The sequence below is a fragment of the Paenibacillus sp. FSL R7-0210 genome (genome assembly GCF_038009085.1).
GTDB classification, from domain to species: Bacteria; Bacillota; Bacilli; order Paenibacillales; family Paenibacillaceae; genus Paenibacillus_AQ; species Paenibacillus_AQ silagei.
This window is the reverse complement of the sequence record NZ_JBBPAR010000001.1, coordinates 4,163,798-4,186,463: the sequence shown is the minus strand read 5'-3', so window position 1 is coordinate 4,186,463 and position 22,666 is coordinate 4,163,798. Positions and strand designations below refer to the sequence as shown.

Sequence of the window (22,666 nt, the reverse complement as noted above, 5' to 3'; positions counted from 1 at the left end):
CAGGATCATAGAGCCCGGCCTGTGTCCGGCCTGTATCTGCAAGCAGCATCAAGAACACAACACAGGGCCATGGAGGACACGGCGGATACTTACTCCGCCGCACTCCTTAAGACCCTACAGAGAGGAAGCATTCGTATTATGGCATTACACATTGTGCTGGTGGAACCGGAAATACCGGCGAATACCGGCAATATCGCCCGTACCTGTGCGGCCACAGGAACCCATCTCCATCTCGTGCACCCGCTGGGCTTCCGCACAGACGATGCTACGCTGAAGCGTGCCGGACTCGATTATTGGCATGCAGTGAATATTGAATATCATAATTCCTTCAGTGAAGTTTTGGAGAAGTATCAGGAAGGGCGGTTCTTCTACGCGACCACCAAGGCCAAGAAGCGCTATAGCGATTTCGCCTTCCGGGATGGAGACTTCTTCGTGTTCGGGAAAGAAACCAAGGGGTTGCCGGCAGAGATCCTGGAGGCTGGTCAGGAAACGGCGATGCGGATGCCGATGAGCGAGGCGGTCAGATCGCTTAATTTGTCCAATTCGGCAGCGATTGTGGTCTATGAAGCGCTCCGGCAGCTCGATTTCCCACAACTTTTCTAAAAGTTGACATCATTTTTTATTTTTTTCAGCAGGATTCGACATTTTAGTAACGAAATAGTTGATTAGTGCCGAAGAAAGTAATAGGGTACGTGAACTTGGATGTCAGAAATGGCACTACTAATCATAAGTTGAACAGGAGAGTGTAAGTTAGATATGAAACCTGCTGGCGTTGTACGTAAAGTAGATCAGCTGGGTAGAATTGTTCTGCCTAAGTCTCTGCGTAAAAGGTATCAAATGAATGAAGGTGATCCTGTAGAAATTCTTGTTCAGGGCGACCACATTATTCTGGAGCGTTACCGTCCGAAGTGTGTCTTCTGCGGATCTATGGAAGGCGTAAGCGAATATAAAGAACGTTACATTTGTTCAAGTTGCCTTACCGAGATGACCCAACTGCCAAAACACGCGTAAGCGTAGAGCGCATCAATTATCTACATAGGGTAAAACGCGTAAGCGCGTCTTATAACATGGATGCTGGTTGGACTCGGCTTCAGTGAATAGTGAAGAACACAAAAAGAGCGCCGCACACATCAGTGCGGTGCTCCTTTTTGTGGTATACGTCCATCAGATGGTTCGCGGAGGGCGGGTCACAGCCCCTTAGTCTTGTCGTCGTTGTAGGAAGAAGTAAGAATACCAGCCAGAAACAGTACAAATACCAGGGTCACGATCCAAAAAGTCAGGGAGAACGACATGCAGGCACCTCCATTATTGACGATCTTCGTTACCCTGAGTATACCCTTTTAATCTGTAAAAATAAATGAAAATGTGATATTTAGCATTGACGGTTATACTCGGAATTACTTGAAGAACAAGAAGTTGGTTGGGACGCGGCGCAAATTGCCGTCGGAAGGCTTGTTAATGACCTTGCCGCGGAAAATCATGGACGATGAGCCGCCGCCGTCCAGGTTATAAGCATCGATGACGCCGAGATTGTACAGCTTATCCTGCAGCTCAGCCAGTGTAGCTCCCGAGTTACCGTTCTCGTTATATCCGTCAGCGACCAGAATCAGCAGCTGATTATCCTTGTAGTTACCGATGACGGTCCGCGGTGCCCGCTTCGGGGCCAGCTGCCATTTCAGCGGAATGGCTGTCTTGCTCTGATTCTTCAGCAGCACAGGGACGAAGGTTGCTCCGAATACCGGCTCCAGCTGATCGAGCTGGTCACGACTGGTGAATTTGCCGCCGATCAGCTGGCCGGATTTGTTCAGGCCGACGAAGCTGAGATCCTTGTAGCTGGGCTCGAAGCCGTACAGATATTCTCCGCCGACGATGGTGGTCGAGAGCGGATAACGCTTGCCGTTCTGATCAGCGAAGCCGCCGGCATTAATACCGGCCGAGGCACCGTAGCGGTTCACGGCCTGCAGTGTGGTCTCGGAAGCGCCCGTGCCGTCACCGGCCAGGCTCATCTTCATGGCTGAGGTATCCTTCAGCTTAATCTTCATTGCGTATGCTGTATAATTGCCGGGGTTCAGCCGGTATAATTCAATGGTAATCCGGTCGCTGCTGATCACATCGGCAGGAATGCCGAGCCGGGAACTAATCCGGCGGTTGTAGATCCGCTCAGGACGGGAGGTCTGGGCCGTTGCTGTGCTGACCAGTGTGTTCATAGCGTTCGTGGTCTGCTTGTAGAGCTGTGCGCTGGTACCGATAGAGTCTATGGTGTAAGCGGCATAGCTCTTGGCTACAGCCAGGTCCTGCTTCAATTGCGCGGTTTCATTCACGGGTCCGGGGTCAGCTGCGAAGGGGGCGGTATTCAGCTTAAGCTCAAGCGGAGGCTGGTACAGCCACAGACAGAGCAGCAGTCCGAACAATGGAGCGGTCAGGAGCATGAAGAACCGGTTCACTCTTTTGACAGGAGTCATCATTTCAGCAGATCCATCTCTTTCTTGAGCGTATCAAGCTGTTTCTTGACCTCGCTTAATTGCGTGTACAACTTGTTGCTGTTGTCCGTCTTGTTACTGGCATTATCCTTGGTGAAGGTCAGCAGCTCGTTGAACGTCTGCACGGTGCTCTGAAGCTCCTTCACTTGTTCTGACAGGACGGCGATCTTCGACTCGTAGTCGGTCTTCAAAACGGTAAGCTGCTGCTGGCTTTGAGATCCAAGCTCGCTCAGCACCTGATCCTTCAGATGATTGGTGTAGCTGTACACGGCATATACGCCGGCTGTGATCATCAGAATCCAGAACAGTAGAAACCATTTGACGGACGAGCCGCTTCTCTCTGCACTCCGGCGAGAGTGTACCCGGGTCGATTCCGCTAGCGGTTGCATTTCATCACCTCAAGCCATATTTTTTCAAGTTCTCATTCTATCAGACTTTCAGGTTTTTCGCAAAAGTGAAAGAGCCGCGCAGAAACGACAAAAAGTAATTGCATCCTGTTAAACTACTGCGATACAATTTCTATAGATTGGAATATCTGATGGACGTATTCAAGGTAAAAGTAGGAAGAATAGACTTATGACAGCATAGATCCTTGCTTGCGTGTTGACAGGAAACGCTTACAGCGCTTTCCATTCTGGAAAATTATATAGATAGCAGGAGGTCTGGGCATTAATGACGAAGGTCTGGCAGGTGGTCATCGTGGGATGTCATCCCACAAGTATGCTGGGAACAAAATTAATTCTGGAAGATGAGGAGGGACTAACGGTAGATGGCATGTTCGCTACCTGGGAAGAATGTCTCGCGGGCATGGAGGAATTAAGGCCTGATCTGGTGCTGAGTGATTATCAGATGCATGACGGAACCGTAGAGCAGGTGCTGCCGGACATGAAAAAAAGCTCACCGTGCTCCCACATTATTATCATGACGGAGGAGAACGATAAGGAGATATTCCTGCCCCTGATTGAACTGGGAGCGAGCGGGGTATTGTCGAAGGGAGCCACCCCGGATCAGCTTCTGCAGATGATCCGCGGCATCCGCGAAGGGTTCCTCTCCATTCCGCTGGAATGGATCGAAAAGGGCTTCCGTCCGGTAGCCTCCTCCAGAGGGCTGGAAGGTGTCTTGCAGCTGACACAGACGGAGATGTTCATCATGGAACGCATTGTGCAAGGAATTACATACGACAAAATCGCACTTGAAATTGAAGTCAGCCGCCGTTCGATCGATAACTACCTGCGAAAGATTTATGTGAAGCTGGAAGTATCGACAAGAGCGCAGGCAATTGAGAAGTTCGCGCTTTTCTCAAGACAGAACAAGCAAATCTACGCATAATCCCTGTATTACGACATAATGGCGTCAGGACTGGAATATTCTTAAACCAGATAAAGGGGGGAAGCGTATGAAGTATGAGTTTTCTTCGCGCGCACATACATTGTTATCTTCACCGCTGCTGAGTATCCGTAAGGAGACACGCCGGGGTACGCTGATCTCGCTGGCAGAGGAGCTCCCGGCAGAAGAATTATTTCCGCTGTCGCTGCTGTCTGAGGCGGCATCTACCGTGATCTCCACAGATGCAAGTGCGCTGCAGTACGGGGAGCCTGAAGGGTATGGCCCGCTCCGCGAATGGCTGACCGGAGATTGGCTCCACAGCAAAGGGGTGGCGGTAACCGAAGGCGGAGTGCTGCTGACAACGGGCAGCCAGCAGGCCATCGATCTGCTGTCCAGGGTGTACATCGATCCCGGGGATCATGTGCTGGTTGAGAATCCGACTTCTCCCGGTATTCTGCAGGCGCTGCGGATGCAGGGAGCCGTCATTATTCCGGTCCAGGGGGATGGGGACGGCCTGCTGCCGGATCATCTGCGCCGAACGATCCGCAGCTATAGGCCCAAGATGCTGTTCGCTGCGCCAAGCTTCACCAACCCCAGCGGAGTACTCTGGAGCCTTGCCCGGCGGCAAGAGATTCTGGAGCTGTGTATCTCACATAATGTGCTGATCGTAGAGGATGATTCCTATGGCGATCTGCACTTCCAGCGGAGTGAGGGCCACCCCTTCAAGAAATATCCTACTCTATATGCGCTGGAGAATGTCAGCGAGGGCGGGCATGTGCTGTACATCGGCTCCTTCAGCAAGACGGTCGCGCCGGCGCTGCGGACGGGCTGGGCGGCGGGAAGCCGCGAGCTGATCGGCATGATGGCTGCCGCCAAGCAGATGGCGGATTGGCAGTCCAGCTCGCTGAACCAGCGCCTGCTGCATCATCTGCTCAGTGTGTCGGCTTTTGATCTAAGGGAGCATATCGCGCTGCTGAACCGCGAATACAATACCCGCCTGAAGCTGATGGCGGAGCTGCTGAAGCGTCCGGCCTGGAAGCACAGCGTGTATGATATGCCGGCCGGCGGCATGTTCCTCTGGGTATCGCTGCCTGAAGGCCTGGACGCGATGGCTCTGCTGCGAGCTTCGCTGTCCAAGGGGGTAGCCTTCCTGCCTGGTCCGCTCTGCAGTGTAAGCGGAGGCTCAGACCGTATCCGGCTCAACTTCAGCCATCCCGGCCGCGATGAGCTGCTGCTTGGAATGAATCTGATGAGCGAAGCGGTGACCGAGTTCACGGCGCGCAGCTAGGGGAGAAGGAACGGGCGCAAATATGAGCTTCACAGAAATTGAGCGGATTTTCATTTGAATTTTGCCGGATGCTATGTTAGGCTGGAGTCAATTAAATCTTCCATAAACACATCGTTTACTGGATTGTTACTGGCCGTGCCAGGCAAAACCTAAACTGATGGTGACTGATTTGAACCCGTTCGCCGGGCTCGATGATCTTGCCATAGGTTTAGGTTTTTCTGTTATATAGGCCATGCAGAAAGATCATAATGAAAAGGGGTAAGGACTATGGCTACAGTACTTAACGGATTTCCTGAGCATTTCTTATGGGGCGGGGCAACCGCTGCCAATCAGCTGGAGGGCGCTTTTGATCAGGGAGGCAAAGGGCTGTCAACCGCAGATATGATCGCCTTCGTGCCAAAGGATAAGCGCATAGGGGATCATTCCATGGAGATCTCTTCGGAGCGTATCGCCCGGATTCTTGCCGGAGAGACGGATGACTGGTTCCCGAAACGCGAAGGCGTTGACTTCTATCACCGCTACAAGGAGGACATTGCTCTATTCGCCGAAATGGGCTTCAAGGTGTTCCGGCTGTCGATTAACTGGGCACGGATCTTCCCGAACGGCGATGATGCCGAGCCTAACGAGCAGGGTCTGCAATTCTACGACGATGTATTCGATGAACTGTTGAAATACGGCATTGAGCCGCTGGTTACTCTCTCGCACTATGAGACTCCGCTCGGTCTTACACAGAAGTATAACGGCTGGGCCAGCCGTGAAGTGGTCGGCTTCTATGTGAAGTATGCTGAGACTGTATTTACACGTTACCGGAAAAAAGTAAAGTACTGGCTGACCTTCAACGAGATCAATGTCATGCTGTTCAGCCCGTATACCGGAGGCGGTATTCTTACAGACCGCGTGGAGAACAAGCTGCAAGCGGTCTTTCAGGGGCTGCACCATCAGTTCGTAGCAAGCGCCCTGGTTACCAGACTCGGACATGAGATTATTCCAGGCTCGCAGATTGGCTGTATGCTGGCCCGTATGGAGAGCTACGCGCATACCTGCAATCCGGCGGATGTACGTAAGAGACAGCAGGAGGACCAGCTGAATCTGTTCTTCACGGATGTGCATGCGCGCGGCAAGTACCCGCGTTATATGAACCGTTATTTTGCCGAGAACCATATTGAGATTGTCCGTGAACCGGGGGATGATGAGCTTCTTGCTGCGAATACAGTAGATTTCATCTCGTTCAGCTATTATATGACGCTTACGGTGTCCGCAGGTCCGGAGGGTGAGGCGACTGAAGGAAATCTGCTGGGCGGCATCAAGAACCCGTATTTGAAGGCCTCCGACTGGGGCTGGCAGATTGATCCTGCGGGCCTGCGCATTACCCTGAACAACCTGTACGACCGTTACCAGAAGCCGTTGTTCATCGTAGAGAACGGGCTGGGCGCATATGACAAGGTGGAGGAAGACGGATCGATCCATGACCATTACCGGATTGATTATTTGCGGGAACACATCAAGGAGATGAAGGAAGCGGTTAAGGACGGCGTGGAGCTGATGGGCTATACGGCCTGGGGCCCGATTGACCTGGTGAGCATGTCGACCTCGGAAATGTCCAAGCGCTACGGCTTCATCTACGTAGACCTGGACGACACGGGAAGCGGCACGCTGAACCGCAGCAAGAAGGATTCGTTTGAGTGGTACAAGCAGGTGATTTCGTCGAACGGTGAAATATTGTAGGTGAAATGGGGCAAGCTTAAGAAGCACAGGTCTTAATAAACCGTTTTCATAAAAGTGTTGTCATATTAACAATGATATGCTAAGATGCTGCTACAGGTAGAATAACTGGATTGTTACTGTTCATTCAGGCAAAACCAGAAACGGGCACTCTTTTGATGCCGTTTTGGTTTTGCCTTTTTTAACACGATAATGTTGTATCCCCGCGCCTGCGGGGGGATTTTATTACTCTGACGGTGTAAGGTGATGGAATGAAAATTGCTAAGGTGCTCAACAACAATGTGGTCACCGTACTCGATGCCAGCGGGAAGGAACGGGTCGTAATGGGCCGCGGTATCGCCTTCAAGAAGCAGGCCGGGGATGATGTTGAGGATGCTCAGGTCGAGAAGGTATTCGCCCTGGAGAATAAAGAAGGTTCACAGAAGCTGATGTCGCTTCTCTCGGAGATCCCGCTGGAATATGTGGAATGCACCGATGAAGTGATCCGTTATGCCGAGACGGTGCTCGGGGAGAAGCTGCATGACAGCATCTATATCTCCCTGACGGACCATATCCATTTCGCCATCGACCGCCACCGTCAGGGGCTTCAAATCAAGAATGCACTGCTGTGGGAAATCAAGCGAATGTACCGCAAGGAGTTCTCAATTGGACTCAAGGCGCTGCAAATTATCGAGGAACGGCTTGGGGTTCTGCTGCCGGAGGACGAGTGCGCTTTCATCGCGATGCATCTGGTTAATGCGCAGATGAACGGTGAGATGCGGGAGACGGTAAGTATCACGAATATCGTGAAGGACATCTTGAATATTGTCCGGCGGAGCTTCCTGATTGAGCTGGATGAAGAATCACTCGGGTATTACCGCTTCCTGACCCACCTTAAGTTCTTTGCGCAGCGGGTGGTTCAGGGCACTCCGATGGAGGAGCGGGACCATGATCATGCGCTGCATGATCTGGTCATGAAGCAGTACCCGGCTGCCCATGCGGTTGCGGTGAAGATAGCGGACTATTCCCGCAAGATATACAAACGGGTCTTGTCCAAGGAAGAAATATTGTATCTGACCATTCATATTGAACGGATTATCCGTAATGAGGATATAACAGAATAATGTGGTGCAGGATTGCAACTCGGAACAGAGGCAAAACCTAAACCCGGACAGTGCTGGAGGCAGAAGACTGCCTTTCCCCGCTGATCGGCGTTTAGGTTTTTTTAAATATAAAAATTTATATGTTTCATGCTATACATTATCCTTCTATTTCTCGCTGAAGCGGTACCGTCCTTTGAAAGGACGGCGAAGCCGTTTCTGCTTGTGCGGAAAACATACTACATCTAAGGAGCAACATCTTATGAATACAAAAGAGCTGTCCAAAGAAATATTGAAGCTTGTCGGCGGAGAAGACAATATCGATCAGGTAACCCACTGTATGACCCGTCTGCGCTTCAACCTGAATGATAACAACCGTGCGGACAAAGCGGCGCTGCAGAAGACGGACGGGGTTATGGGCGTGATGATTAACGGCGGGCAATTCCAGGTTATTATCGGCAATGATGTGCCGGTGGTCTACAATGAGCTGATTGGCAATATGTCCGTTTCTCCTGAGATGAAGGCTTCCGGTGACAAGGTGGAGAAAAAGAAGCAGAATCCGCTCAGCAAGCTGTTTGACTTCATCTCGGGAATCTTCACACCGATCCTGCCGGCCATTACCGGTGCGGGGATGATCAAAGGGATTGTCGCCCTGCTTGTCGCAGTAGGCTGGATGGGGACAGAGAACTCCACGTATATCATTCTCTCGGCGATCGGGGACGGTGCCTTTTACTTCCTGCCGATTGTTCTGGCCATCAGCGCTGCCCGTAAGCTGGGAAGCAATATGTACATCGCTGCTGCGATAGGTGCGGCCATTCTGCATCCGACCGTCACCACGCTGCTGGGGTCCGGGGAGCCTGTTACCTTCGCTTCACTGCCGGTGGTAGCTGCAACCTACGCTTCGTCCGTCATTCCGATTGTGATTGCAGTATGGCTGGCCTCCTATGTGGAAAAAGCCGTTGATAAAGTAACCCATGCTTCCCTGAAGCTGATTATCGTTCCGACGGTTACGCTGCTGGTCATTGTGCCGCTTACCCTGATTGCCGTAGGCCCGCTGGGAGTAATTATCGGAGATGGCCTGACTGGAGGGATCAGCTGGCTGTTCGAGAATACGGGATTGTTCGCAGGCCTGCTGCTGGGCGGAACCATGTCGCTGCTGATCATTACCGGGATGCACTATGCTCTGATTCCAATCATGATCGCATCCATTGCACAGCTTGGCTATGACTATATGATTCCGATTATGATGGTAGCGAACTTCGCCCAGGCGGGCAGTGCGCTCGGTGTCTCACTGAGAACGAAGAACAGCAAGCTGAAGTCCCTCTCCCTGTCCACAAGTATTACGGCTTTCATGGGGATTACAGAACCGGCTATGTACGGTGTGAATATGCGGCTTAAGAAACCGTTCATCGCTGCCCTGATCGGCGGAGCCGCCGGTGGTGCGTTCCTCAGCTTGTTCAAGGTAAAAGCGTATGTCATCGGCGGACTCGCCGGGCTCTCCGGCATCCCGATGGTTCTCGGTGCGACCTTTGTCTATTCGGTCATCGGCTTCGCCATCGGGGCGGCAGTTGCTGCCATTGTCACTTATATTATCGGCTTCGAGGATGAGCCGGAAGCTGCTGCTGCTGCGCCTGCGGTGACTTCTGCCGAGCCTGTCGCATCTGACGCTAACACTACTGTAATCGGCGCTACTGCTGAGTCTACGATGGTGAATCAAGAGGTGTTCAGTCCGATTGCCGGAGCGGTGAAGCCGCTCAGCGAAGTGAGCGACCCGGCCTTCTCGGAAGAGATTATGGGTAAAGGATATGCCATTCAGCCGTCCGAAGGCCGCGTAGTCTCGCCGGTCCAGGGAACGGTGTTCTCGCTCTCGAAGAGCGGACATGCCATTGGTCTGGTCAGCGACAGCGGAGCGGAAATGCTGATCCATATCGGCATCGACACGGTGAAGCTGAAAGGCCTGCATTTCTCGCCCAAGGTAACCGCCGGAACCCGGGTGGCTGTCGGCGATCTCCTGATGGAATTCGATCTGGTCGAGATCGAGAAGGCTGGTTATAGCACGATTACGCCGGTTATTATTACGAACATCCAGCAGTACCAGTCCATCCAGTCTGCTGGCGCCACCTGGGTTAAGGAGAAGGAGCTGCTGTATACGGTGCTTGCTTAGGGCGAGCCAGGAGCGAATAAGCGAAGGGCTGGGGGCTTGGAGTGAATGAGTGAAGAGCATGGTATAAACCAGTAGGATATTCTAGAGTATAGATCAGGTAAGTGGATAGAGAAGGTACAAAGGAGTTGTCGCTCGCAGCAGGTCTGCGTGGGGACAACTCCATTTGTGCTTGTATAGTTAGCGCGAGAGATGATTCGCAGGCTGAATGTGTGCGGAAAACTGAATACAATGTGCTGGGGCGATGGGGCGAAGGTAAGCGGACCAAATGTGTGCGGAAAACCGAATACAATGTGATGGACGAGGGTAAGCGGGCCGAATGTGTACGGAAAACCGAATACAATGTGATGGACGAGGGGAAGCGGGCCGAATGTGTGCGGAAAACAGAATACAATGTGATGGACGAGGGTAAGCGGGCCGAATGTGTGCGGAAAACCGAATACAATGTGCTGGGGCGATGGGGCGAAGGTAAGCGGACCAAATGTGTGTAAAAAACCGAATACATGTATTGGCGCTTATCCAGTAACTTTATTCTGTGGAGATAGGTGGAAAAAGAGCATCTAATTTGACTGGATTCCTGAGAGTTGGGACTTTAGTTGGAAAAAGTACATTTATTCAGCTGAAATATGCTACTTGAGACAAAATGATGGAAAATAAGTGTTTTTTATCCAACTAATCTTTTGCGCCGGGAAAAACTCAATGATTTAAGTGTTGATTTTCCATCTATTAGCCGGGCAGTAGAGCGGGAACGTCTCACAATTGTGTGAATGCCCATGTAAAGGGAGGCGCTTCCGCTCGGGTTCGGCAGGTGGAGCTGCGAACGGATAGGCAGTCGCAGCGGCCCAGGTCCGGCAGGTGGAGTAGTGAGCGGATGGGTAGGCGCGCGGCCCAGGTCCGGCAGGTGGAGCTGCGAACGGATAGGCAGTCGCAGCGGCCCAGGTCCGGCAGGTGGAGTAGTGAGCGGATGGGTAGGCGCGCGGCCCGGGTCCGGCAGGTGGAGTAGTGAGCGGATGGGTAGGCGCGCGGCCCGGGTCCGGCAGGTGGAGTAGTGAGCGGATGGGTAGGCGCGCGGCCCGGGTTCGGCAGGTGGAGCAGTGATCGGACAGATGGGCAGACACGGCGGCCTGGGTCCGGCTATTGGGGCTGCGAACGGATAGGCTGTCGCAGCAGCCCAGGTCCGGCAGAGGAGCTGCGAACGAATCGGCGGGACCTGGGCTGAGGGCGGCCAGAATCCGCTGAGATCCGCTCCGGCCGGGCGCGGGCCTACAGCTTGCCCGCGCTGATCTCCGCGACCGCTGCATACTCGATCAGCGCGGCTTGTCCGGCGGCCGTGAGCGTGTAGCGGCCGCGCTGCACCCGGAAGAACCACGCATAGTAGTTCTTCTGCAGGATCGCAGCGGCGCCGGGTACGCCGCTGCGCTTCCGCAACGCGGCGGGCGTGACGCCGACGCCGCGCGCGCTCTCCGCCTGGCTGTGCGCAGCCGCCGGGCCCGCACCCGCAGCGGCATCACCCGCCGCCGCTGCTGCCGTACCCGCGGCCGCCGACTCCCCGGCGGCCAGGGCAGTGCCCGGCGCGCCGCTTAGCGCCGCGCGCCCCCCGCCGAGGCCGGCCGCTCCGGCGGCTTCGGCCTCCAGGGCCTGCAGCGCGAGGGCCACGCGCAGCGCCTTCTCGCGGTAGGCAGTCACGAGCTTGACGCGCGTGCTGCCGCCGGTGTTGTAGTCCCCGCTGCGCTCGCGGAACTCATAGAGCAAGCGCTCGCGGCGGCGCACCGCGCTGCGGGCCTGCGGCGGCGCGTCGCCCGGCTCCGCGAGCACCTCGACGAGCGGGGCCTTCGTCTTGTAGAAGACGACGGTGATCAGCCCGAGGCCGAGCCGGCGGCACAGCCCGGTGAGCTCGCCCCAGCGCTGGTTGACCGCGCCCTTCTTCTCCCTGACGCGTTCTACCGCGAGGTAGACGTTAGGGCTGAGCCGCAGCCGTTCAATCCCCTGCAGCAGCAGGGCGAGATTGAACGATTTTTTCATCTCCACAATGAGTGGCGGTGCCTCGTCCTCCCGGATGCCCACCAGATCACAGGTCCGCACCTCACCCTTGATGTCATAGCCTTGCCGTTCAAAAAAACTCTTCAAAGGAGCATACAGCTCCGTCTCCTGCTTGATTGCCATTCGTATTCACTCCTGCCCTGAATTGCAGCGTAATTATAATAGAGAATTTATGATTCTCTATTATAGCACAGCAAAAAAGAGGTCAACTATTCCGGGCTCGCCGCATAGGTATGTAATACACTTTCTAAGCTTGGTGGAGCAAGTAGGAGCGCAAGAGGAGGCAGCGAGCCATGGATATTTTTGAGCGTATAGCAACGCATCGGGCTGAGAACGACCGTTTGGCGTGGAGCGGCACTTTCAAGGACTATATAGAACTGCTTAGAGTAGACCCCTCTCCCGCCAAAACGGCTCATTCCCGCGTATACGACATGATCAAGTCACACGGCGTCGAGGACATTAACGGACGTAAACGGTATAAGTTTTTTGAACAGGAGATCTTTGGACTGGATCGTGCGGTGGAAAAGCTGGTGGAGGAATACTTCCATTCCGCAGCCCGAAGGCTGGATGTGCGTAAACGGATTCTGCTGCTGATGGGACCGGTCAGTGGAGGAAAGTCCACCTTGGTAACGCTGCTGAAGCGCGGCCTGGAGCAATATTCGCGCACGGATGCGGGTGCGGTGTATGCCATTGAGGGCTGCCCGATGCATGAGGACCCGCTGCATCTGATTCCGCTGGAGCTGCGGCCTGAGATCGAACGCGAGCTGGATGTACGGATTGAAGGCAATCTCTGCCCGTCCTGCCAGATGCGGCTGAAGAATGACTACCACGGGGATATTGAACGTGTGGCGGTTACCCGGGTGCTGTTGTCGGAAGAGGAGCGGGTAGGGATTGGTACATTCAGCCCTTCCGACCCGAAGTCGCAGGATATCGCGGATCTGACCGGCAGTATCGACTTCTCCACCATTACCGAATTCGGCTCGGAATCCGATCCGCGGGCTTACCGCTTCGACGGGGAGCTGAACAAGGCCAACCGCGGGATCATGGAATTCCAGGAGATGCTGAAATGTGACGAGAAGTTCCTGTGGAATCTGCTGTCGCTGACTCAGGAAGGCAATTTCAAGGCCGGGCGGTTTGCGTTAATTTCGGCGGATGAGATGATTATTGCCCACACGAATGAGACCGAATATAAATCCTTCATCTCCAATAAAAAGAACGAAGCACTCCAGTCCCGCATGATCGTCATGCCGGTTCCCTATAATCTGCGCGTCTCTGAAGAGGAAAAAATCTACGCCAAGCTGATCGGCCAGAGCGATATGAAGCATGTGCATATTGCCCCTCACGCGCTGCGCGCGGCGGCGATCTTCTCCATCCTGACCCGGCTCAAGGAGAGCAAGAAGCAGGGGATGGATCTGATCAAGAAGCTGCGCATGTACGACGGCGAAGAGGTCGAGGGCTACAAGGAAGCGGATCTGAAGGAGATGCAGACCGAATACTTAGATGAAGGCATGTCCGGCATCGACCCGCGTTATGTTATTAACCGCATCTCCAGCGCCCTGATCAAAGGCGATCTGCAGTGCATGAACGCGCTGGATGTGCTGCGGGCAATCAAGGACGGTCTGGATCAGCATCCTTCGATTACGAAGGAGGAGCGCGAGCGTTATCTGAACTTTATTTCTATTGCCCGCAAGGAATACGATATTCTCGCCAAAAGCGAAGTGCAAAAGGCCTTCGTCTACTCTTTTGAAGAATCCGCCAAAACGCTGTTCGAGAATTATCTCGACAATATCGAAGCCTTCTGCAACTGGTCCAAAATCCGCGACCCGCTTACCGATGAGGAGATGGAGCCGGATGAGCGGCTGATGCGCTCCATTGAAGAGCAGATCGGCATCTCGGAGAATGCGAAGAAGGCCTTCCGCGAGGAGATCCTGATCCGTATTTCGTCCTACTCCCGCAAGGGCAAGAAGTTCGAGTACAACAATCACGACCGGTTGCGGGAAGCCATCGAGAAGAAGCTGTTCACGGACCTCAAGGATATCGTCAAAATCACCACTTCCTCCAAGACACCGGATGAAAGCCAGCTCAAACGGATCAACGAGGTCAGCCGCCGCCTGATCGACGAGCACAACTACTGCCCGATCTGTGCCAATGAGCTGCTGAAATATGTCGGAAGCCTGCTGAACCGCTGACGGAGGTAGCTTCACGGATACTGGAGACCGGGGACTGCCATCAGGCAGTCCTCTTGTCTGTCCCGGAGCTAATTAAGACTTGTATGCTCAGCCAAAAGGGAATATCCCAGGCCATGGTGATGGCTTAGGGATATTCCCTTTAGTCTAGCGAAGCGCCTGATCGGCGAATCCGTGCGGACTGGATAACTAATTCTTCTAATCCTCCTGAGAGTCCTTAGGCTCCTGCTCCTTACCGCCAATCTTGAAGCTTAATTGGCCGTTATATTTGCCGAGCTGTCCGCCCACGCCGATGCCTGCACCTTCGCCGCCGCCGAACTGGGCTTTGGCCTCAGCCCCGATGCCCTTGTTGCCGCCGAGCTGAACATGAGAGTCAAAGCCTGCACCTTGACTAAGCCCCAGATGAGCACCCGCATCTGCATTCAGCCCGTGATCGCCCCCGGCCTGTGCGCCCAACTTGACATCTGCGCCTTGCCCGCCGCCGAGCTGGGCCTTGCCTTGTGCAGCCACCCCGTATTTGCCGAAGGCCTGGGCTTCGGCGTTCACTCCGAGGCCTTGCCCGTTGCCCACATGGGTATCGCCTTGCGCTTCGATCCCGTAGGAGCTGCTGCCGATATGGCCGTCTGCCTGCATGCTTGCGCCGCTGTACGCCAGGTTTCCTCCGGCATTCATGCCGATGCCGTGTTTACCCCCTAACTCGCCTCCTACATCGACATGAATTCCCTTTCCGCCGGCCTGACTTGCCCCGGGATGGCCGTCCACCGGCTTGTTCGCGGCAGCCGGATGTCCGCTTTCGAGGACCGTCTGCGGCTTGCTGGCATTCTGAATCTGCTGCCAGCCGTCCATGTTGTCCTCCGCATGGTCATTCTCGAGCTTATGTGGAGCGGCCGGAGGTTCGGAGGCCCTGACAGTCTGCGTATTCCCGGCAGTTGTGGAATTCTTAGCAATCCTCGGAGCGGTCTCCTCAGTGGACTCCGAACGTATCAGGTAGTGGTAATGCGAATAAGGGTAGGGCTGCGGCAGATGCCGATAGCCTGACGGATGAGCTGAGCTGTTCGAATCTTCGTTCCTGTAATTCATGCGGGAACCCTCCATTCTTGAAGTCATTACAATAGCCTATTCACCGAAATGGGAAGTGATTCGTGTCAGCTGAATATAAAAGTGCATTGTAATGCCTGCAAGGCTATGCTACCATTATGAATGAATTATATATTATTCACTCAGGCGCGGAGGGCTTACGGATGGAAGATAAGAAGGCTGAGATTTTCAGATGCGGCAAAGAGCTGTTCAGCTCCAAGGGCTTCAAGGACACCAATATTTCCGACATCACCAAAATGTGCGGATATGCCGTAGGCACGTTCTATAATTATTACGCTTCGAAAGAGAAGCTGTTCATCGATATTTATCTGCAGGAGAACGAGAAGCTGAAGCGGAGCATCCTGCAATCTTCGGTCAATCTGGACGACGAGCCTGCCAAAGTGCTCAAAGAAATCATGGCGCTTAATTACAGCGGGATCAATACGAATCCAATCCTGAAGGAATGGTACAACAAAGCTCTTTTCAGCAAGCTGGAGAAGGAGTTCTATGAGCATGGCGGAATAGAGGGTATTCATGAAATGATGAACAGCGGCACGCTGGAATTAATCCGGCACTGGAAGTCCAGGGGGAAAATCAGAACAGATCTGGAGGACGGGATGATTCTAGCTTTGTTCAACTCTATTCCGTATATCGACATTCACAAGGAAGAGATCGGGGCAAGCCATTTTCCGCAGCTTCTGGATTATATAGTGGAATTCATCATGAAAGGCTTGACGGATACGAAGAGCTGATTATATAGCAAGACTGGATCAGTCCCGCAGGCCGCCATCTGCTATAATGTATGCACCTATGTATACTGAAAGGCCGGTGGAGTCACTGAATTACAGCAGAGAGATCGGGCGGAGTATTGATTATATTGAGGAGCATCTCATGGACCCGCTGACAGCGGAGCAGATTGCGGCGTATGCGGGTTATTCGCTGTTTCATTTTTGCCGGATGTTCAGCCAGTCTCAGGACATGCCGGTCATGGAATATGTGCGCACCCGGAGATTGTCGCGGGCTGCCGTTGAATTGTTCAACGGGCGGAGAATTACGGACATCGCGCTGGAGTATGGGTTCGAGACTCCCGGCGGCTTCGCCAAAGCCTTCCGCAAGTCTTACGGCTACAGCCCCTCCCAGTATGCGGCGCGGATGAACGGCTATGTCCGGGACCGGCTGGCGTATGACATCAAGGAATACATCGCGGAGCCTGTATTGGTGACGAAGCCTGCTTTTAACGTAGCGGGGTATGGAATCGAGACGGATGTAGAGGCCGGGAATGCAACGCAGGATGTCGCTTCCTTCTGGTATTACTATGAGGGTGACAATCTGGAGGATCAGATGTACGCAAAGCTGAATCCGCCGAAGCACGGGGAGGTCGGCTTATGTATACCGTCAGACGCTGGCGGTAATGCTGTGTATCTGCTGGGGGTTATAGTGGAGGACTTCAGTAAGGTCACTCCTGACATGCTTACGGCTGCTGTACCGGCGGCGCAGTACGTGGTATTCACGACACCTCCGGTGGACGCTACTGATGAGGCGAGACCGGAGACTTTTGCCGAGGTGGTCAAGAGTACCTGGAGATATATCTTCGAGGACTGGTTCCCGGGCAGCGGCTACATGCATGACGAAGATAAACTGAACTTTGAGTTCTACGACGAACGCTGTCACGCCCGCGTGGATTCCGTGATGGAGATTTATGTCCCTGTACGGGAACGGGTTTCATGAAACCACTAACCGTTTAATTGAAATAAGTGGAAATGTAGAGTGAAGGAGTTAACCATGGTCAAACAACGCAAGAATTTGCTAACGGTAACTATATTGTACACACTGTTTGTTCTTTATTTTATGTTCTTTGCTTTCGGCAGAGGTGAGGCATCGGATCATACCGTCTACACCTTTATTTTCATGCCCGATAACTTCCTTCTGCTGCCGTATCCATCTGATCTTCTACATCCCAGCCTCATGAGTATGGTGGGTTTCGGGAACACGCTTGCGTTTGTTCCTTTCGGCATATTGATTCCATGGCTGTACCGGGTCGGCTTCGTCCGGTTCATCACCTTATTCTTCATCGCGATTCTTGTGCTTGAAACGATCCAGGCTCTTACCTTCCTGGGCAGCTTCGATATCAACGACGCTCTTCAGAATTCGGTTGGGGCAGCCCTCGGCTTCGGAGCGTACAAGCTTGGTTTCCGTAACCGCAGCCTCGGGCGCAATCTGGTGGCAACGGCTATATCAGGGTTGGTTCTTTTTATAGCTTTATGGGGACTAGGCGCGGCGGTAGACAAAATATTAACTAAAGTAGAGGGTCCGTTTACGGCGATCATGGAATGGACGGACACCTCGGGCAATTCATCCGCAGACAAACCGGATAGTATTCAAATCAACGGACAGAAGATACCGCTCCGCTCTAATCTGTATGGCGCTGAAGGCGGAGATTCCAGAACATTCACGTACAAGTCTGAGGGACAGACGATTTTCTCCTTCACTTTCGGAAACCCCGAACCAACGGATTATTCCGGTGAGATCAGTATTACCCGGGATGGCCAGGAGATTCTGAATTATACTGGAGATTTTCAGCGTACTAATCCTGAACAGTACCCTGTGGTATATGAGATGCCGGTTGAGCCCGGGGATGAGCTGAAGATCACGATTAAAGGCGGCTTGAAAGTATGGGATGTGGGGTATAAGAAGATGCAGTATTTCTGGCAATGAGTGCTTGATCTTCTATTCAGAGAGGATGGGTGACGGTTATGAAAATGGCATTTGTTCTGTTCGACGGCATGACCAGCATGGATTTTGTGGGGTTCTATGAAGCGGTGAGCTGGGTGGCGATCCTGAAGGCGAAGGAGGATGTATCCTGGACCTTCTGCGCCAACAAAGCGGAGGTGACGGATGACCGGGGGCTGACCATGAAGGCTAATGAGGTGTTGCCTGATCTGGGGGATTTCGATCTGGTCTTCCTCCCGGGCGGCATGCCGACCCGGACACTCCGCAATGATGAGGAGTTCATAAGCTGGATACGGACGGCAGAAGGCGCACGTTATAAAGTGTCGGTGTGCACGGGGGCACTGCTCTTAGGGGCGGCAGGATTCTTAGAGGGGAAAAAAGCGACCACGAACTCGTCAGCCTACGATCTGCTTGCCCCTTACTGCGGGGAAGTCATTAAGGCCCGGGCCGTCCGGGACGGTGATACCTTCACCGGAGGCGGAGTAACGTCCTCGATCGATCTTGGTCTGTACCTGATTGAGTGCTTAGTGGATACAGACACTGCACGCCTGGTGCAAAAAAAACTGGAGTACCCTTACTACCAGGCAGGTAAGCTGAGCGATATCTACTATCCGTATGAAGTGGAATAGACAGAGGGCGGTGTGATTCTACAAGAAAGGCAAGCCCCTGCATCAGGGCTTGCCTTTTGCCCATATATCCGGTGGATGCACCTTTGCGGCCGCTCAATGTGATCGGTTTTTCGCCTACATTTGGCCATATCCGTGCGCCACTGCTTAATGTAGTCGGTTTTTCGTCTACATTCGGCCATATGCCTGCGCCACTGCTTAATGTGGTCGGTTTTTCGTCTACATTTGGTCATATGCCTGTGCCACTGCTCAATGTAGTCGGTTTTTCGTCTACATTTGGTCATATGCCTGTGTCACAGCTCAATGTGGTCGGTTTTTCGTCTACATTTTGGATTCCTCATTCGTAAGAGCACCTATCCATGGGCAGGCGTAAATCATAATTCCCTAACAGCAAAAAAGGCAAGCCCGTAGCAGGGGCTTGCCTTTTCTTGTCCGTTTATTGCCCGGCTGCAGCGTCCAATTGAACCGCAACGTAGCTTCCCAGCTCAACCATGCCTGCACTATCCAGCTTGGCGGCATCGTGTTGCTTGATGACCTCGGCGGTTTTCTGCATGAGCTCCGAGCTGTCGGTATTTCCCAGAACGCGCAGAACTACCAGCGTCTCGCCTTTCTTCAGCTGTTCGGCCAGCTTGGTCTTGTAGGCTTCCAGGGAATCTACTTCCAGTCCTTGCGTCACGTAATAATCGTAGGCATTGCTGGTGGCCTTGAACTGAGGCAGCTCATGGTCCAGCCAGTAGGCCTTGTCCATCACATACTCTACATCGGAGGCTGTAGCGTCATTGGAGTTATAGAGCAGATAAGGAAGTCCGGTATTGGTGGCGTTATTGGTCGGGTCAACGTTGACCCATTCGTCGCCGATCTTCACCTTGTTCCAGGCGTGATTCACGCCGCTCATGGTTCCGGTGACGACCATCGAAGGGACCTGGACGAGATCAGAGAGCAGCTGGAAGGTATGGGCATAGCTCATGCATACCCCGACTTTTTTAACCAGAATGCCATAGGTATTGAAAGAATCGTTATACTTCGCATCTACTGTCTTGAACTCTTGCTCCATGGCATTCTCCAGTGCAGCATCGTCATAAGCGGTGTTATCATTCAGATAATCGTAGATCGCCATCTGTTTCTCATCCGCGCTCATGCCTTCCTTGATCACCGCAGCGATTACTTTATCTGCCTCGGCAAGGATCTCCTTCTGCTTGGAGCGGATGATCTCGGCAGAATCATCGTACTTCACATTCAGCGTCAGCTTCTCATAATCGTAGCCATAGCCGCGGAAGCCGAGAATGAGCGGGTTCTGGTAGACTACCTTCTCAATTACATCCACCAGGGTACGGGCATTCTGCGCCTCCGGGAAGGCTTGCAGCGAGATTTCGGTGTCGCCGTTCATCAGGGTCAACGCGAGATATTCCTCTAGCGCAGAGTCTGCATGAATCAGGTCTGCCCGTATCGTGGTGCCCGGAACCGCCTGTTTGTTGCCTTCCTCTACCTTGCTCTTGGTATTTTCTTTTTGCTGTTCGATGACATTATCTCCAGGTTCACTGGCGTTGCCGTTATTGTTGTTGTCAATGATGGTCGGTACATCCGGTGCAGGCACATAATCCGTGTCATTCTGCGGCTCCACATACCCGGGATTCGCCTTGTTGCTCTGGGCGGCTGCAAGACTGGTAATATCCGCTTCCGTCAACTGCGTAACCTGGACATAGCCTTTGAGCGCAGTACCTTGTATCGTGTACGGGACATCGGTTGGACCGGAAGCCTTAAGAGTCACAGCTCCGGTATCGTACATCACTGTTACTGAGGCTTTGGAGCCGTCAATGAACTGGACCGGAACGGTCTTTGGCAGCTCTTTGGCATTCTTGTACAATTTCAGGTTGATGTTATCCTCAGGAGCCACGGTGCGCGGCAGCCGTTTGGATAATGCCACGGTATCTGCCGAACGGCTGAACCGGGATTCTTTGTCACCCTGAACGGCAGTGACGTAATATTCCCCCTGGACATTGTTATTCTGTACGCTCGTAATCGTCTCATCTACTACACCGAGCGCACCGCGTCCGTCCTTCATGAAATCGTTATACGAAGTGCCCTTCACTGTTGCAATCAGCAGCGGACGCTGATCCGCATAGCCCTGCTCGGCGCCGCTGAGCGGCTCATTGATGTTCTCCATTGTAATATGGGAGGCGCTGTAAATATTGTAGCTTTCCGCGCCCGGAACTTCATTCCACACCAGAGTCAGTCTTCCGTCAGGACTGATATCGGCTTGCAGCGTCGGCGTGGGCAGATCCGATTTCACCGTAAACGGGATGATCACTGGCTGCTTCAGCAGAGTAGGCGACTTGGCATCCAGGTCATAGTTGAGCCGGATGTAGTAGACCGGGGCGTTCCCCCAGGAACTGTCTCCCGTGGCACGCAGAGAATCGGAGGGAAGGACGCCAAAGCCGAGCGGCTTGATGGAGTACACGCTTTTGCCGTCTACGAGCTGTGAATCCTCAAGGGTCGCGACCTTGCTCTCCGGCAGCGCCTCGATATCGGTATGTACGGATAACGTCTTGCCAATGGCTTCTGAGCCAAGATCGGTATTGAATCTGAAGATGAATTCCATATCCTGCTCCACATTATACATAGGCATGATGCCCGGATTGTGATCTGCTTCGTCCGAATCATACTTGTGCTTCAGATCGTACACGGTCTGTGAAGCCTCCGGCGGAGGGTTCCCCGAAGTGTTCTTCGTCTCGGCAGTTGCCGTGGCGGCCGGGCTGGATGAAGGTGCTGGACTTCCTTCTTTGCTGCCCCCCATGCAGCCTGTCAGAATCACACACATGATGAGCAGCAGTATTGCCATTTGTTTCACTTTCACTTACGTCCTCTCCCGTCTGGTTTCTGTATGAGGGTAATTGTAGACCATCCAGAATTACCCATTATAAATCACAGGAGATATTTAACCCATACAGATACTATTAAAACAAAATTGGGATAATTTATATTTAAGTATTTTTTGCAGCAGGGGATATGGGGGAGAGGGGGCGATGGGAAGGGCGGATTTATTATTTTCTGGGCAACACACTTGTCATACTTTTCGACATTTCTTTAGTATTTGTTTAAGCCGTTTACGCTTTCCTGACAAGCTCTTGGAGCTGGTCATTAACGTTACCCTTACATAATCCTCCGTGATAACAAATAATCGATGTAATGTCGAAGTCTAAATATTTTTCTAGGGAACGGAAAGCTGTGTTCATATCCGGTGTGGAATGCGGGTGGGGTCCCCTCAAGATGCCTTCCACACTGAACATTGCATCACCAACAACAAGGGTTTTGCTTTGTTTCAAATAAAGACTAATATGTCCAGGCGTATGCCCAGGTGTAAAGATAACTTGAATTCCCCCGCAATATGGAAGCTCTTGTCTGTCAGCTAAGGTTCTGTCAACTTTGGCCTTAGGAGAGTTCTTTAACAAGTAGGCTACTATTTTCAAACGTTCGTCTTCCGGAAGGGATTCTAATTGCCAAGCCATACTATCGAGATTCACTTTCATAAGGGGCAATTGGCCTTCAATATATGGTTTATCCAGCTCATGAGCGTATACTTTAATATCTCCATCAAGTTCCTGCAGGATTTCAGGAAGACTGCCGATATGGTCAATATCTTGATGAGTTAAAATGATTGCCTTCAACTTATCCATGGAGACTCCACACTCGTTCATGGCTGCACGTATTTGCTCGAATTGACCGGGTGTGCCGGTATCAATTAAAATAGCAGCTTCATCGTCCCAAAGCAGGGTAGGATTCAATTCTTGACGACTGCCGAATACTTCAACCTGCAATTCCAGCATTTCTACTCCATTCGAAATTTTCATCTTTTCTTCTCTCCTATTATATGAATTAGTACTCTTTACTATATAAACGAATGGGAGCGATCTAAAGATGCGGGGGAGCAATCTTTAAGTTTACTGAAGTTTG

The 22,666-nt window shown here is 52.7% G+C and carries 19 protein-coding genes; 13 read left to right on the top strand and 6 right to left on the bottom strand.

Going from position 1 to position 22,666, the window contains the following annotated elements; all coding sequences use genetic code 11:
• The first annotated feature begins 138 nt into the window (after positions 1-138).
• Positions 139-603, top strand: coding sequence for a tRNA (uridine(34)/cytosine(34)/5-carboxymethylaminomethyluridine(34)-2'-O)-methyltransferase TrmL (gene trmL / locus MKY64_RS17970; protein ID WP_036697752.1), 465 nt, complete (start codon positions 139-141; stop codon positions 601-603).
• A gap of 153 nt (positions 604-756) precedes the next feature.
• A complete protein-coding gene (locus MKY64_RS17965) occupies positions 757-1,011 on the top strand; it encodes an AbrB/MazE/SpoVT family DNA-binding domain-containing protein (protein ID WP_340954801.1) in 255 nt (84 codons plus the stop codon).
• 386 nt (positions 1,012-1,397) lie between these two features.
• On the opposite strand, the gene MKY64_RS17960 is transcribed toward MKY64_RS17965, so the two are convergent.
• Together MKY64_RS17960 and MKY64_RS17955 are read right to left on the bottom strand one after the other, a co-directional pair.
• Complete coding sequence (locus tag MKY64_RS17960; RefSeq protein WP_036722359.1) at positions 1,398-2,465, bottom strand: phosphodiester glycosidase family protein; 1,068 nt, start codon at positions 2,463-2,465, stop codon at positions 1,398-1,400.
• Positions 2,462-2,869, bottom strand: coding sequence for a hypothetical protein (locus MKY64_RS17955; protein WP_036722356.1), 408 nt, complete (start codon positions 2,867-2,869; stop codon positions 2,462-2,464). Before MKY64_RS17955 ends, MKY64_RS17960 begins: the two co-directional genes overlap by 4 nt.
• 283 nt (positions 2,870-3,152) lie before the next feature.
• Here MKY64_RS17955 and MKY64_RS17950 point away from each other — a divergent pair, with 283 nt between their 5' ends.
• The 6 genes from MKY64_RS17950 (at position 3,153) to MKY64_RS17925 (ending at position 10,547) form a co-directional block, all read left to right on the top strand.
• The gene (locus MKY64_RS17950) at positions 3,153-3,809 is read left to right on the top strand and encodes a response regulator transcription factor (RefSeq protein ID WP_036722353.1); all 657 of its coding nucleotides are present in this window, start codon (positions 3,153-3,155) and stop codon (positions 3,807-3,809) included.
• A 67-nt stretch (positions 3,810-3,876) separates the two neighbouring features.
• Positions 3,877-5,094, top strand: a complete 1,218-nt coding sequence (locus MKY64_RS17945; RefSeq protein WP_340954798.1) for an aminotransferase-like domain-containing protein — start codon at positions 3,877-3,879, stop codon at positions 5,092-5,094.
• Between the two features lie 267 nt (positions 5,095-5,361).
• Positions 5,362-6,819 carry a glycoside hydrolase family 1 protein gene (locus tag MKY64_RS17940; RefSeq protein ID WP_340954795.1) on the top strand — a complete coding sequence of 486 codons (1,458 nt, stop codon included), beginning with the start codon at positions 5,362-5,364 and terminating at the stop codon, positions 6,817-6,819.
• 248 nt (positions 6,820-7,067) lie between these two features.
• Entirely contained in the window at positions 7,068-7,919 is an 852-nt protein-coding gene (gene licT, locus MKY64_RS17935; RefSeq protein WP_036722348.1) for a BglG family transcription antiterminator LicT, read from the top strand.
• Between the two features lie 238 nt (positions 7,920-8,157).
• Positions 8,158-10,059 (top strand): beta-glucoside-specific PTS transporter subunit IIABC, encoded by a 1,902-nt coding sequence (locus tag MKY64_RS17930; RefSeq protein ID WP_036722345.1) that lies wholly within the window; start codon positions 8,158-8,160, stop codon positions 10,057-10,059.
• Positions 10,060-10,268: 209 nt separating this feature from the next.
• Positions 10,269-10,547, top strand: a complete 279-nt coding sequence (locus MKY64_RS17925) for a hypothetical protein (RefSeq protein WP_036722342.1) — start codon at positions 10,269-10,271, stop codon at positions 10,545-10,547.
• A gap of 772 nt (positions 10,548-11,319) precedes the next feature.
• Here the strand turns inward: MKY64_RS17925 and MKY64_RS17920 are convergent.
• Complete coding sequence (locus MKY64_RS17920; RefSeq protein ID WP_340954788.1) at positions 11,320-12,219, bottom strand: DUF2161 family putative PD-(D/E)XK-type phosphodiesterase; 900 nt, start codon at positions 12,217-12,219, stop codon at positions 11,320-11,322.
• A 170-nt stretch (positions 12,220-12,389) separates the two neighbouring features.
• Between MKY64_RS17920 and MKY64_RS17915 the strand changes: the two genes are divergently transcribed.
• Entirely contained in the window at positions 12,390-14,285 is a 1,896-nt protein-coding gene (locus MKY64_RS17915; RefSeq protein ID WP_036721316.1) for a PrkA family serine protein kinase, read from the top strand.
• 195 nt (positions 14,286-14,480) lie between these two features.
• On the opposite strand, the gene MKY64_RS17910 is transcribed toward MKY64_RS17915, so the two are convergent.
• The gene (locus MKY64_RS17910; RefSeq protein WP_340954786.1) at positions 14,481-15,362 is read right to left on the bottom strand and encodes a hypothetical protein; all 882 of its coding nucleotides are present in this window, start codon (positions 15,360-15,362) and stop codon (positions 14,481-14,483) included.
• A 161-nt stretch (positions 15,363-15,523) separates the two neighbouring features.
• Here MKY64_RS17910 and MKY64_RS17905 point away from each other — a divergent pair, with 161 nt between their 5' ends.
• The 4 genes from MKY64_RS17905 to MKY64_RS17890 are packed head-to-tail and all read left to right on the top strand — an operon-like array spanning position 15,524 to position 18,718.
• Entirely contained in the window at positions 15,524-16,111 is a 588-nt protein-coding gene (locus tag MKY64_RS17905) for a TetR/AcrR family transcriptional regulator (protein WP_340954782.1), read from the top strand.
• Between the two features lie 58 nt (positions 16,112-16,169).
• Positions 16,170-17,087 (top strand): AraC family transcriptional regulator, encoded by a 918-nt coding sequence (locus tag MKY64_RS17900; RefSeq protein WP_235191717.1) that lies wholly within the window; start codon positions 16,170-16,172, stop codon positions 17,085-17,087.
• 54 nt (positions 17,088-17,141) lie between these two features.
• On the top strand, positions 17,142-18,074 hold the full coding sequence (locus tag MKY64_RS17895; protein ID WP_340954778.1) for a VanZ family protein: 933 nt from the start codon (positions 17,142-17,144) through the stop codon (positions 18,072-18,074).
• Positions 18,075-18,112: 38 nt separating this feature from the next.
• On the top strand, positions 18,113-18,718 hold the full coding sequence (locus MKY64_RS17890) for a DJ-1/PfpI family protein (RefSeq protein WP_340954776.1): 606 nt from the start codon (positions 18,113-18,115) through the stop codon (positions 18,716-18,718).
• Between the two features lie 433 nt (positions 18,719-19,151).
• Here MKY64_RS17890 and MKY64_RS17885 read toward each other — a convergent pair whose 3' ends face one another.
• Together MKY64_RS17885 and MKY64_RS17880 are read right to left on the bottom strand one after the other, a co-directional pair.
• Complete coding sequence (locus MKY64_RS17885; protein ID WP_340954772.1) at positions 19,152-21,569, bottom strand: transglutaminase domain-containing protein; 2,418 nt, start codon at positions 21,567-21,569, stop codon at positions 19,152-19,154.
• A gap of 250 nt (positions 21,570-21,819) precedes the next feature.
• Positions 21,820-22,563, bottom strand: coding sequence for an MBL fold metallo-hydrolase (locus MKY64_RS17880; RefSeq protein ID WP_340954769.1), 744 nt, complete (start codon positions 22,561-22,563; stop codon positions 21,820-21,822).
• Between the last annotated feature and the right edge of the window lie 103 nt (positions 22,564-22,666).